12 protein-coding genes and 1 pseudogene are annotated in these 12732 nt (G+C 71.8%); 2 read left to right on the plus strand and 11 right to left on the minus strand.

The window, feature by feature from the left end; genetic code table 11:
- Positions 1-66: 66 nt before the first annotated feature.
- From IE251_RS04830 to IE251_RS04870, 9 genes are all read right to left on the minus strand, one after another.
- Complete coding sequence (locus IE251_RS04830; RefSeq protein WP_229896593.1) at positions 67-336, minus strand: hypothetical protein; 270 nt, start codon at positions 334-336, stop codon at positions 67-69.
- Positions 337-344: 8 nt separating this feature from the next.
- Entirely contained in the window at positions 345-2714 is a 2370-nt protein-coding gene (fxlM, locus tag IE251_RS04835; RefSeq protein ID WP_234470180.1) for a methyltransferase, FxLD system, read from the minus strand.
- Positions 2715-2725: 11 nt separating this feature from the next.
- The gene (locus IE251_RS04840) at positions 2726-4120 is read right to left on the minus strand and encodes a phosphotransferase (RefSeq protein WP_229896594.1); all 1395 of its coding nucleotides are present in this window, start codon (positions 4118-4120) and stop codon (positions 2726-2728) included.
- A complete protein-coding gene (locus tag IE251_RS04845; protein ID WP_189751632.1) occupies positions 4117-4584 on the minus strand; it encodes a hypothetical protein in 468 nt (155 codons plus the stop codon). The genes IE251_RS04840 and IE251_RS04845 overlap by 4 nt, the downstream gene beginning before the upstream one ends.
- An 89-nt stretch (positions 4585-4673) precedes the next feature.
- Entirely contained in the window at positions 4674-5885 is a 1212-nt protein-coding gene (locus tag IE251_RS04850) for a methyltransferase domain-containing protein (protein WP_229896595.1), read from the minus strand.
- Between the two features lie 147 nt (positions 5886-6032).
- Positions 6033-7514, minus strand: coding sequence for an NUDIX domain-containing protein (locus IE251_RS04855; RefSeq protein WP_189751633.1), 1482 nt, complete (start codon positions 7512-7514; stop codon positions 6033-6035).
- A gap of 114 nt (positions 7515-7628) precedes the next feature.
- A complete protein-coding gene (locus IE251_RS40725; RefSeq protein WP_229896596.1) occupies positions 7629-7925 on the minus strand; it encodes a hypothetical protein in 297 nt (98 codons plus the stop codon).
- A 151-nt stretch (positions 7926-8076) separates the two neighbouring features.
- Positions 8077-10077, minus strand: coding sequence for an ATP-binding cassette domain-containing protein (locus IE251_RS04865; RefSeq protein ID WP_189751634.1), 2001 nt, complete (start codon positions 10075-10077; stop codon positions 8077-8079).
- A gap of 405 nt (positions 10078-10482) precedes the next feature.
- Positions 10483-10722, minus strand: coding sequence for a hypothetical protein (locus IE251_RS04870; protein ID WP_189751635.1), 240 nt, complete (start codon positions 10720-10722; stop codon positions 10483-10485).
- 145 nt (positions 10723-10867) lie between these two features.
- On the opposite strand from IE251_RS04870, the gene IE251_RS40730 reads away from it, so the two are divergent.
- Complete coding sequence (locus tag IE251_RS40730) at positions 10868-11104, plus strand: NUDIX hydrolase (protein ID WP_200692143.1); 237 nt, start codon at positions 10868-10870, stop codon at positions 11102-11104.
- 4 nt (positions 11105-11108) lie between these two features.
- On the opposite strand, the pseudogene IE251_RS40735 reads toward IE251_RS40730, so the two are convergent.
- Positions 11109-11183, minus strand: a pseudogene (locus IE251_RS40735) (mycothiol-dependent nitroreductase Rv2466c family protein); the annotation flags it as partial.
- 184 nt (positions 11184-11367) lie between these two features.
- Between IE251_RS40735 and IE251_RS04880 the strand changes: the two are divergent.
- Positions 11368-11928 (plus strand): hypothetical protein, encoded by a 561-nt coding sequence (locus tag IE251_RS04880; RefSeq protein ID WP_189751636.1) that lies wholly within the window; start codon positions 11368-11370, stop codon positions 11926-11928.
- Here IE251_RS04880 and IE251_RS04885 read toward each other — a convergent pair.
- Positions 11925-12572 carry a TetR/AcrR family transcriptional regulator gene (locus IE251_RS04885; protein WP_229896597.1) on the minus strand — a complete coding sequence of 216 codons (648 nt, stop codon included), beginning with the start codon at positions 12570-12572 and terminating at the stop codon, positions 11925-11927. The genes IE251_RS04880 and IE251_RS04885 overlap by 4 nt on opposite strands.
- Between the last annotated feature and the right edge of the window lie 160 nt (positions 12573-12732).

Here is a 12732-nt window from a genome sequence, read left to right on the forward strand (position 1 = left end):
CCGGACAAATTGTGGAGGGGCGCTGACTGCCGTGGACGATGTCCGAGAGGGCCTGGACGGTGACGGTCATGCCTGTGGTGCCTCCGGTGGTCGGGGCCGCACGACGGCCGTGAGATGCAGATGCGTGAGCACCGCTTCGAGGGCCTGCTCGGAGGTGAGGGCGCTGGTGTCTACGACGTGGCCGGCGGCGTGCATCCAGTCGGCAGCGGCCTGCTGGCAGCCGTGGGCGCGTCGGGCGGCGGTAGGCGCGAACGGCCGCGCTGCGCCCACGCCGGGCAGCGCGCGGCACAGCCCGGCGGCGAGGGTCGTCTTACCACCGCCGAACGCTCTGTTCAACCAGACGATCATGCTTCTCCCGTGGCCGTGGCGACCGTGTCGGTAGGCCGCGCAGGGGCCGGAAGGCGTCCGTTCCGGCCCGGCCACCGGAACACCAGCCGGGAACGCTCCTTGTCCAGGAGGTCCCCGGCGGGTAGCAGATGGTCGGGCGTGCCGGCCGGGTAGACGGTCAGGACGGGGTCGGCGTGCCGGTCGTTGTCGTCGGCGCGGATGTGGCGGTCCCAGGCCCGTACCGTGGCCGCGAGCTGATCGGCAAGGCGCGGGCCCTGCTCGCCGAAGGCGTGCACGACCCACTCCCACTCCTTGTCCTCCGGACGCTCGCCGTGCCGGGTCTGGACGTAGGTCAGGTAGGCGAGCGAGGTCCCGCCGATGATCGCGGGCGCGTCATGGTCCTTCGCGATGGCGGTGACACCGCCGTCCTGGTGGGCGTGCAGGCGGCAGAAGCCCGGCAGAGTGGTGGCCGCGTACAGTTGCAGGGAACCGAAGTAGACACCGGACCCCATGGTGATGCCGGTGGCAACCTCATGCCGAGGCCCGCGCAGTGCCTCTTCCAGCCCCTTGGTGTCGGCGGGGGCGCTGTCGTGGAAGTGGAGCGTCAGTCCGCCGTCGAGAAGGGGGACGACCGGGACGGCGCGGGCCTGCCGCCCCTGGTCGCGGACGAAGCCGCAGTGGGTGAAGCGGCGGGTGTGCAGCACCTCGCCGCGCCGCTCGAACGTGATCGCCCGGGTGTAGCCTCCGATTTCGAGCGGCAGGACGAGACGTCCGCCCTCGGCCAACTGCTCACGCCAGGCAGGGGAGATGTCCCAGCAGTTGTAGGTGATCACGTCGGCGTCGAAGCCGCCGCGGGGAACGAGATGGGCGGGAGCGCCGAAGGCCGCGTCGGCCTCGACGGCAATAACGCGTCCGCTGCCGGCCTCCGTGAGGAACCGGCGGGTACGGCGTACGACCCACGGGTCGATGTCGACGGTCACCACCCGCCCGTCGGGCCCGGCGACGTGAGCGATCAGCTCGGCGTTGTAGCCGCCGGAGCCCGCCTCGAACACGATCGCGCCCGGCCTCAGGCACAGGCTTTCGAGCATGTCGGCCTGGAGCCAGGCCGCGGACACCGAGCTGAGCGTCGCTCCGGTCTCGTCGCGCCGGGTGATGACGGCCCGGTCGCCTCCGTCGTACGCGGTCGCCAGGGCTGCTTCCGGGGCGAAGCGGTGGCGGGGCACGCTCCGCAGCGCGTTCCGGACCGCCTCGGACGGTGCCCAGCCGCCGTCGATCACCATCTGCGCCATCGCCTGACGCAGCCGGACCGCCTCGGCCGCTTCACCCGGCACGGGCGGCTGCTCGACGGCCAGGGGGTAGGAGACCACGGGCGGCAGGCCAGGGATCACACCGGGCCACACGGCATCCAATGCCTGGGCGGCCGGGGCGAACACGGCGCCGGCGCAGGCCAGAGCGTACAGGTCGACGAACTCCCAGCGGGCGAACTTGTCGGGCTCGGGGTTGGACAGCGTCCCCGACCAGGCGGTGATCCGCACGACTGCCGTGAGCCGGGGAACGCCGTGACTGTCGTCTACCAGCATCGTCACCACGTACGCGTCCGCCGGGTCGGCGTTCAGGCCCGTCTCCTCGGCGAGTTCGCGCACCGCGGCGACGGCGAAGTCCTCCGGGCCGCTGGGTTTCCCGCCGGGCAGCTCCAGCATGCCGCGCCGGGACCGACCGAGCAGGACCCGCCCGGCGTCGTCGGTCACGACGGCGAGGGCGCCGGTCAGGGCGTGACCGGTAGTCGGCCCCTTCTCCACGACCCGGGTGCCGGTGTGGCAGGGACCGCGCAGGACCAGGAAGGCCAGACCGTCCGCGTCCAGCCGCTCCACCATCTCCCACCCGGCGCCGAGCAGGGCGATCTCGTCCTCGTCCAGAGCGATCCCGCGCCGCTGCGCGGGCGTGTTCGCCGCCACCGGCGTGATGACGACCAGAGCACCACCCTCCCGCAGCCGCTCACCCAGCCCGTGAAGAACTCGACTGCGGTCCCTCACGAACGGGTACACCAGCCGCATGACGACCAGGTCATACAGCGCGTCGTGCAGCGGGGCCGGGTCGTCGCGCTCGATGTCCAGCCGCAGCCACCGCACACCCTCGACGCCGGCGTGCTCCTCGCGGGCCCGGGCGAGCGCGCTGCCGGCGAAGTCGACGGCGTCCACCCGGTAGCCCAGCGAAGCGAGGTAGACGGTCAGTTCGCCCGTGCCGCATCCCACCTCGAGCGCCCGGCCGCCCTCGTCGGGAGCCGGAGTGTGCTCGGCGAGCAGCGCTCGCTCGCGCTCCCCGACCTGCCGGAATCCTCTGCGGTCGCTGTAGTGCTCTTCCCGCTGTTCGCGGGCGATGTACGTCAACGTGCTGCTCCTCATCTGCGGAGGTGGTCAGGTGTGCCGGCGGCGCGGAGCCGGGCCAGGGCCCGCCGGCCGCGTTCCACCAGCTCGGGATCGTTGTGGGAAGTGCCGTAGGAGATGCCGGAGACGGCGTCCAGGACGGACAGGACCGTGAGCCGGGCCTCTTCTTTTGCTGTGAAGGCGCGGCCGTAGCCGTCCATCACGGCTTCCTGGAGATCGGGGCGCCCGAGCCAGGCGTCGGAGAGCCGGACGAAGTCCCGTACCGCGGGGCCTTCTTCCGACCGTTCGAAGTCGATCACGTACAGGGTGTCGGTGATCGGGTCCCAGCGCAGGTTGCGCAGCTGGAAGTCACCGTGTGTCGGAACGACTTGGTCTGGGGCGGGTAGCGCGGCGGCTTCCCGGGCCGTGGCCCGGATGAACTCCTCGTCGCCCGGGGCGAGATGGGGCCGGGCTCCGTTCAGGTGGCGTTCCAGCTTCCCCAGGGGCAGCGCCATGTCGCCCGGCCGCGGCGGGGCGCTGGTGTGGATGGCGGCCGCGAGCTGCCCGATGCGGTGGAAGATGCGTCGCCGGCCGGCGGGCGGATGGACGGCGCCGTGCAGGGGCCGGCCGCCCACCGCGGTGAGCACCACGGCCCGCAGCGCGGCATCGGCGGCGACCAGGCGGGGCGCGGCCGCACCGAGAGAGGGCACCCAGCTACGCAGGGCCGCTACTTCACGCTGATGGAAGCGCTGGTTCTGGTGGATCTTGACGTACCACTCGCCGCCCTCGGCGCCATGTGCCCGCCAGACGCGGCTTTCCTCGCGAACGGAAACGTCCGTCCAGCCGGCGATCCGGCCCACCGCCCGCTCGACGAAGGCACACACCGCACCCTCAGGGCCAGTGTCGTGGCTGCCGGGACCGGGGACCAGCAGAGTCCGGTCGAGGGCCGGGTCGTAGGCGATCGGGTCGCCGGGTTCCTGGAAGTGCACGCTCGTGTGCGCGCCGGTCCGGTAGGCGTCCAGTCCGGCCCGGCAGTACGCGACCATCGGCTCCGGCAACTCGTCGAACGCGAACCAGCCCATCGCGTCGCACACCTCTGGTTCCATGACCCGCGGCGTGCCGCGCCAGCGCCGCACCTCGAAGAAGACCCCGATCCGAGCCCCGCCCACAGGGGAACGGTGGTGAACGGTGACTGGGCGACGCACGTCTGCCGGATCCACGACGATGCCGGTCTCCTCAAGAGCCTCCCGAACCAGAGCGGTGACGATGTCCTCGAAAGCTCCGTCCACGTGACCGGAGGGAAGGTGCCAGAGCCCCGACGCGTAGACACCGCCCGCGCGGCGTGACAGCAGGACCTCGGGGCCGTGCTCGCCGTCCCGGACCGCGAGCAGGTGCACGTCGACCGGCACCATGTACCGCCCGCCGCTCACGCGCCGCCTCCCGACCGACGGGCGAGCAGCACGCTGAACACGGCCTCCACGACCAGCCCGCCACGCCCGCTGTACTGTTCCGGCACCTGCCGGGCTTCTGCCTCGAAGGAAGCGTGGTGGTCGGCCAGCCGGACGGGGACCGTGTGTGGGGTGACCTGAGGGTACGGCGACTCGGCGAGGTCGTCCTCGTACGGGCGGCCCGGCCCGCCGTGGACACCGTTGCTGCCCGCGCGGCCCTCTATGCCCAGACAGGACCGGATCAACTGCTCGAGGGCAGCCGTCCACGAAGTCTGTCGGGTCCAGAGGCTGCCGTCGCCCGCGACCGCCGGATGGGCCCCCGGAGCGATGACACGGCCGGACATCGCCGGGACGGCGGGCCGGCCCGGAGAGAAGAAGTCCTGCGGCCGGCCGGCCGGAACGGCGGCGCCACCGGTCTGGGGGAGAGAGGCGTGCTGCGGGGGCACGGATAGCTCCTTGCTGCTGTGCGGCTGTTCTGTTCAAGGCGATGAGGTTGTGCGTTCGGCGGAAGCGGCGACGGCAACCGGCGGCGCGGTCAGGTCGTCTGCGGGGGAACGGTGGTGAGCGGCGGCAGTGTCCAAGTCAGCGCCTTCCGCCCGGGGCCGGAGGCGACGTGCTGGTGCCCGGGGCCGCCGGTGAGGTCGACGTGGTACGTCTCGGGCCGGCCGGCCGTCTCCCACCGGGCGTGCACCTCTTCGAGTTCGGCCCACACATCGCGCGGCCCGTGCACGCGGACCGTCCCGTCGCCGGGGCCGGCCACGGCCCAGGAGTCGTCCTCGGGGGCGACGATCGTCATCGTCTCGGCCTGGAAGTCCCGCACCAGGCCGGGGGCGAGGTAGGCGGCGGCGAGCCAGAACCCGTAGGCGTCGTCCGGCGGCGGGGCGAGCCTGGTGGGCCGTGCCCTGCCGGGGTCGGCCTTGATCCGCGCACGGTGATCCAGGGCGCTGAGCCATCGGTAGCCCAGCATGGGCCGGTATCCCCGGGGCCTGCCGCGCAGTACGGCCTCGGTCCGGCCGTGACCGGACCGAGTGACGAGGAGCTGTCCGGGCCAGCTCGGGGTCCGGGTCGTGAGGGTCGTCAGCAGCCGGCCGCCGGGCGCGAGCTGCTCCACCCATGCGGGCGGGACGCTCGGCACGCCGATCCCGGAGTGGATCCGGTCATAGGGCGCCCGGGCCCGGTGCCCGTCGAGTGCGTCGCCCTGGACCACCGCCGCACCGACGTTGAGCCGGTCGAGGTTGTGCCGCGACCAGGCCGCCATGTGGCCGTCCCGTTCCACGCCGGTGGCCAGTCCGGAGCCGGTGAGGGTGGCGGCGAGCGCGAGAGAGACGCCCGGGCCGGCCCCCAGCTCCAGGTAGCGCAGGCCCGGCGTGAGCGCGAGCGACTGGAGGATTTCGACGGTGGCGGGGGTGTAGGTGGACATCGACGTCATGTTCCCGCCGGTCACCGGCCCGCGTTCGAGCGCGTCGAGCTGCTCCCCGTCACGCTGCAGCAGGACCGACTCACCGCTGTGGATCACGTCGAGCCATTCCTCCCGGTCGACCGGGTGCGAGCCGTCGAGTAGGCGCCACTCGATCGGCTCGACGCCCGGATCGCTCACCCGTACGTACGCGTGGGGCAGCAGCACCGCCCGCGGCACCGACAGCAGCGCCTCGCGCAGTCGGACATCGGTCAGCACGCCCTCGGCCTCAAGACGCTCCACCATCGCGGCGAGGTGGGCACCTGTCGTGGTGGACGGGTCAGCAGGCATGACTGTCCTCTTCCTGACGCGGTGGAGGGCAGGGTGCCGGGGCACCGGACGTGGCGGTCAGGCAGCGCGCCCGAGACGCCTGCAGCAGGCGGTTCCGCGTGCCGCGCGAAGGGGAGGCGCAGGCGGCGCCGACCGCCGCGAAGCTGCTCAACGCTCCCACCCCAGCTCGCTGTAGGAGCGGCCGGCCCGGATGCCCTCGATCGCGACACGGGTGTAGGGGACGATCGGCTCCGGCAGGTCCTTCACGTCCCACCACTCCCAGGCAAGACATCGGTCGGGTTCGCGTACCTCGGGGGTGCCCTCCCAGTGGCGGGGGCGGAAGAAGAGCTGGATCCTCGGCCGGGCGCCGGGCAGGCCCACCATGTGCACCGTGTGGACGAGCTCGAGGTCGGCCGGATCGATCACCAGCCCGGCCTCCTCGAACGCCTCGCGGGCAAGACCGATGGTCGCCGCCTCCGCCTCCAGGTGTCCGGCAAGGGCGTGCCACGATCCGCCCGCGTACGCCGAGTCCGGATGACGCAGCCCCAGCAGGACCTTGCCCTCGTGCTCCAGGTGGAGGTGGACACCGATGACGTGCAACTCGGTCCCGGACGGGGCCTCGCCGGGCAGCGGACGAGCCGCGGCCGGAGGCTCTTCCACGGCGGGGTGTTCGGCCGCGTGCCGGCGGATCAGGTCCCCGAGTCCGGGGCTGAGCCGGAGCCGGTCGAGGCTGTCGACGGTGAACCACTTCAGCAGGACACCTTCGCGGAGATCCACCGCTTCTGCATCCCCGCTCCAGCGCCCGGCGTAGACGCCGATGGGCACGGCGAAACCGTCGACACTCGTGGCTTCCTGGACGGCGAACGGCACCAGTTCCGTGGGCTCCAGACCCGGTACCTCCTCGGCAAGCTCACGTCGCAGTGTCGCCTCGATGCCGGCATCGTCCCGCGACCGTTTGCCTCCCACGAGGCCCAGGACCCAGGGCTCCCACATGCCCTCCCGGTCATCTCGTAGATGAAGGAGGTACCGGCCGGCTCCGTCGTGGATCAGGGCGTTGGCGCTGACGAGCTCCGGGCGCCCGTCGAGGCCGGCCGCCTCGGCGTCCAGGAGCTTGGCCCGCAGCGTAGGGGATCGCACGTCGGCGTACGGGAGCCACTGGGCTCCGGCGACTTCCTCGTCCTGCAGAGCGAGCGCCGGCGGTTGCTCGGCGGTGAGGTAGAAAGCGAAGCGGACATCGAAGTGTTGATGGGCGGGCTCGCCCTTGGCCGGGTCGGCGTCGATGTCGTGCACGTCCACATCGATCGGCTCGTCGAGGAGCTGCGGGGTCAGGCACAGGTCGCCGGGGCGCAGCCCGGCCTCTTCGCACACCTCGCGCACGGCAGCGGCCAGGAGCGTACGGTCATCCGTCTCGACGTGGCCGCCGGGACAAAGAAGCAGCCCTGTCACCCGATGGCCGATGTGGAGCACCCGGCGGTCGCGGTCGATGACCACGGCGCTGCAGGTCACGTGGCCGGGCAGCGTGACGCGGCTGGTCGGCTCCTCAGCACCGTCCAGGACAGCCAGCAGTACATCCAGGGCGGGTCGTTCCTCGGCATGCCGGCTGAGATAGGTCTCGATGGTCGCGCGGATATCAGAGCGGGAGGGCGGCACGTTGATCACCTCGGGACGTGTGGGACGGGATGTACGGGTTGGGAGGGAGGGGCGCGCCTGGCGGCGGGCTCGCCGATGGCGGCTCCGGGCCGGGGGCCGTGTGCGGGTGGATGGTCACGGGCCGCCTTCCGAGGCGTGGTCGTGCGGCACATCCACGGCGACCGCGCGATGGGGGACGGACGGCCCTGACGGCGTCGCAGGTGTGACGGCCTCGGCTGAAGGAGAAGCCACGGCGTGTGAGCCGGGCATGTCCAGCAGACCGCGCAGCGGGGAGTGGTGGAGAACCGCGAGGGGGACGAGGAGCAGGCAGGTGCCGGCGACCAGGGTGGGGCGCACGCCGATCCAGGTGCCGAGTCCGCTGGCGAGAAGCACGGCTACCGGCCGCCCGCCGGAGGTGAGCCAGGTACTCACGGCCTGCATCCGGGCCTGCATGCCGTCGGCGGTGACGACCTGGCGAATGGTGCGCTGGGTCGTCCCCGCAGCCCCGGCACAGGCCAGCTGAAGGAACAGGGCGGCACCGATGGCGAACGGCGCTGCCGGGCCCGTTTCACGTGGTCGGGCATCACGCCGCCTCCCCGGCCCCGGCGCGGTAGCCGTCGGCCTGGAGGGTGAACATGCCGGCGTACTCGCCACGGAGGTCCATCAGCTCCTGGTGGGTGCCGCTCTCGGTGATGCGACCGCCGTTGAAGACGAAGATGCGGTCACAGGCGACGACGCTGGCCAGGCGGTGGGAGATCAGCACCGTGATCTGATCGGGGCGCGGGTTGTCCCGCAGGACCGCCTCGTACACGGCGTGCTCGGCCCGAGGATCCATGCTGGCGGTCGGTTCGTCCAGCAGCAGTACGGGGGCGTTCTTGTACAGGCCGCGGGCGACGGCGACTTTCGCCCATTGGCCGGCAGAGAGTTCCTGACCGCCGCGGAACCGTTTGGACAGCAGCGCTTCCCACCGGCCGGGCAGGCCGGCGATGACCTGCTCGGCGCCGGAGGCCCGCGCGGCGTCCAGGGCCCGCTGCGGGTCGGCCTCGGTGAGGGTGCCTCGGGAGACCGTCAGGTTGGCCAGCGCGCTGAACGGAAACCGGACCGGGTCCTGGAGCACGCAGCCCACCCTGGCCTGCAACGACTCGGCGTCCATGTCCAGCACGTTCACACCGTCCCAGCAGACCGTGCCCCCGTCCTGCGGCTCGTACAGCCCTGCGAGCAGCCGCGCGCACGTGGACTTGCCGGAGCCGTTGACGCCGACGAACGCCACCGTCTGTCCAGCGTGCAGCGTCATGGAGATGCCGTTGAGTGCCGGGGTGTCCTTGCCCGGATAGGTGAAGGACACGTCGTCGAGCGTGACGGTCTTCACTGTGTCGGGGGCGGGCAGTCCGCTGCGGCGTGGCTGGAGAGTGCGACAGCGTTCCTGGAAAGCGAGCAGGTCATCCACCCACATGGCGTGCTCGTAGACCAGGTGGGAGACATCGACGAGCCGGGTCAGCGAGGACTGGGCGGCCTGGATGGCGAGGACCGCGCCCGCGCCTGCGGCAAGAGGCAGCCAGCCCGCGATCAGCATGGCGCCGAGCGCCGTGTAGGTGATGCCGGTGCCGATCCCGCCGATGGCCCGGCCTGCCAGGGTCAGCACGGCCGAGCTCACGCCCAGGCGGGTGTCTTCCTCGGCGATCCGTGTCGTCAGCCGGCGGTGCTCCTCCAGCAGCGCGCCCTGGGCGGTGTCCGAGCGGAGCTCGGCGGCAGCGTCTCTCTCCAGCAGCAGCCAGGAGAAGACCCGCACCCTGCGCTGCAAGGTGTTCCACCGCTTGAAGGAGTGGAAGCGCGCCCGGGCGGTGCGTACGGCGGCCGCGCCGACCGGCAGCACGGACAGCAGGAGCAGAGGCAGCAAGGCCGGGTGGAGGACGCCCAGGACGCCGGCGGTGCCGAGGAGCCCGAGCAGTGCCGCGGCCAGGGAGACGACCTGGGCGACGATCTGCCGGGCGTAGAACAAGCCGCGGTCGTTGGCCCGGTAGGCGCCGTCGTGCCAGTCCGCGTCGTCGACGACCTCCAGCCGCACATGGGCGGTCAGGGTGAGGAACTCGCACTCCAGCGCGGTGCGGATCTTCGGTGTCACCCTGGCCTGCGCGACGGCGACACCCGCCTCAAGGAGAGCCCGTGCGGCCAGGAAGCCGACCACGGCCAGCAGCTGGGGGACGGCCGCCCGCACCCGGTCCGGCGTGGGCCCCTCAGCGAACAGCTCCCGCAGTACCGCTACCGAGGCCATGAGGCCGAACGCAGTCATCGCGGCCGACGCCAGCTGCAGGACCACGACCGCGAGGGTCGCGGTCCGGTCCGCAGCCCAGGCAAGCCGGCCGATCCGGCGCACGATCCGCGGAAGGCGCGCGAGGATCTGCCTCACCGTGGCCTTGGACGCGGCGCCGTCGTACACGGACCAGTACGTCTCCTCCAGGCCGTCGGCGATGTCACCGTCGTGCGGCCCGGCCGGCACGCTGGCGGGCGGCAACGGAAGTTCCGCGCCGCGCGGGGCGGGGACCGCACTCTGCCGGATGGCGTCTGCATCACTGCCGTCGCTCATGCCCCCCACCTCGTATCCGGTCGTGCTGCGCTGCGAAGGGCGTCAACCCGGCGTCGGGGCTGCGCCAGGTGCGGGGCGGCAAGCTGGAGATGTTCGAATGTGGCGGGAGGATGCACGAGGGCGGGCACAGGACTCACGGGGCCCTCCAGATGGGCGTATGACGGGTACTGGTGCTCTAACAACGGCCCCAGGATGGACCCGTAACGGGCAGACCCGGGGCAGATCGTGAACAAAGGTTCTATTGATGGATGGGCGGCGCTTCAGTGCGGCTCGACGGGTGCGGGAAGACACTCGAACGCTTCGTGTCACCCGTTCGTGGACTTGTCCTGTGGTTCTGAAGGCGTGGCTGGAGAGTCAGTGGCGCCGGGCGCGTGCTGCCTCTGACCGGAGCCGGGACTGGGGGAGTCAGGGCGTGGGGCGCTCCAATGCCTCGTTCCAGGCGTTGACCCCGTCCGGGTCGAGGGGCGGAGCGACAGGGGCGTTGAGGTGCTCGTGCTCGACGAAGTACAGGCCTGCGGTTCCGGCACGGCCGGGGAAGAGGGAGCACGGCGGGGAAGAGCTGCCCGAAGCACTGACGATGGCGTACGGGTTCTGACACGGCTGGTTCCCGTTCAGGTTGTAGGGTGCGAGCCCCTCGTACGCCATGCGCCCCCATGGAGCTGATGACGCAGACATCTCAAGCACCCTTTCCGCCTACCTTGACCTGCACCCGGAGGAGGCTGCGCTGCTGTGTGAGCCGCTGCGTCTGCTGTCCCAGAGCACGGACTTCGCCTCGCGGCGGACCTTCCCGATGCACGTGACGGTCGGTGCTCTCCTGGTCCGTGATGGCACCGAGATCCTGCTCATCGAGCACCTCGCCTACGGGATCACCCTGCAGCCCGGCGGTCCCAGCCAGGTCTCCGTGGTCTCGCCCACTCCCGTCTACGTCGAGTACGGCAGGGTGCCTGCCAGGCCTGCGAAGGATGAGCCGGAGCACTATCACCTGGACGTCGGCTACGCCTTCCAGACGGCAGGGGCCGAGGTATGAACCGCCAGTTCGCGCGGACCGGCCGGACCTTCTCGACTTCCAGGAGCCGGCGCGAGGTGACCCACGCCCACGAGCACAGTGGGTCGAACCATAAGGGGGCTGAACTCCCACCCCGAGGGCGCCGCGGCCACCGTGCGCCGTACCTGGCAGCACATCCCCGCACCGGCCGGCGGGCGCCAGCCGGTCGCACTCATCCTGGGCCACCCGCCGGGTACGGGCCGGCCACGCTTCTGGCCGGTCTGCGACAGCACGACATCAGGGGAGTGGGCGTCGCCTTCGAGAGCGCGGACACCGGGCGGCGGACCGCTTCGGCCGGCTGGTACCGCACCGCGGCCGCTGACAGCCTCACCCGGCAGGCAGGCGGCGACTTCGCGTTCCTCAACGTCGATGCGTTCTCCGAGGACGGCAAGAAGCAGGTCCTGGATCTGGTCGAGCAGCGCTACGGGCCCGTTGACTACCTGATCTACAGCCTCGCCGCTCCCCTCCGGACCGACACTGTCGCCGGTACTGTCCACCACTCGGTGATCAAACCGCTCGGGGACCGCTATGAGGCCCCGGCCCTGCACTTCACCGGCTCCGAGCCCGCGGTGTCCAGGATCCGGCTGGAGCCCGGCACCGAGGAGGAGACGCAGGCCACCATCGCGGTCATGGGCGGCACGGACTGGTCGCTGTGGGGCACGGCCTTGGCCGGACGCCGCCTCCTGGCACCCGAGTTCACCACCATCGCCCTCACCCACGTCGGCTCCGAGGGGCGGCGACGCGGGTGCACGGTCACGAGCAGAGCAACGCTCCGGCCGTCGAGCCCAGGCCATCGCGGAGCCTAGGGTGTGTCCCCCGGTGCCGCCGCGCCCAGCGCGCTCAGGATCAGTTCCAGCGCCGTCTCGAACGAGCTGCCCGCCATCAGAGGCAACTCCGCCCGCACCGCGGTCAGGTGCGGATGGCGGGCGTCGGGCAGTTCGGCGTAGGCGCCGGTCCAGGCCCGGTTGTCGGCCTCGCGGCGCTCCGGCGGGAGCGCCAGGTGGGCGGCGTCGAGGGCCGCGTGGCCCAGCACGGTGTCCACGAACGCCGAGTACTGGCGCACGGCGTCGGCGTCGCTGAACCCGGCCCGGCGCAGCAGCCCGATCCCCGCGTCCACGGCTTTGATCTCGTGGGGCCGCCGCGTCACCCGGTACGCGGCGAGCGCGGCCACCCGCGGCTGCTCCCGGTAGCCTCGGTGGATCCGCAGCGCCATCTCGCGCAGCGCGTCCCGCCACGGCATGCGGTCGGGCTCGAACCCGGCCATCGCGTCGCCGATGATCCGGTCGGCGACGGCCAGCAGCAGATCGTCGGTGTTGTGGAAGTACCGGTACAGCGCGCTCGGATCGCAGCCGAGGGCGGCGCCGAGCCGCCGCACGCTCAGCGCGTCCGGACCGTGCTGCCCGACGAGCCGCAGCGCGCAGTCGACGATCACGTCCTCGGACAGCAGCACCCCCGACCTGGTCGGTCTGCGCCGTCGCCGCTCCGCCGGAATCCGCCCGCCCGTCACTGTACGAACCCCTTCCCTCGGCTCTGAACCGTTCCATGAGCGCCTTATGTCAACACCATTGACGCAATGTTGACAAGGCCGGTTTGATCGCAGCCTCCTCCCG

It is taken from the genome of Streptomyces eurythermus (assembly GCF_014649115.1).
Lineage (GTDB): Bacteria > Actinomycetota > Actinomycetes > Streptomycetales > Streptomycetaceae > Streptomyces > Streptomyces eurythermus.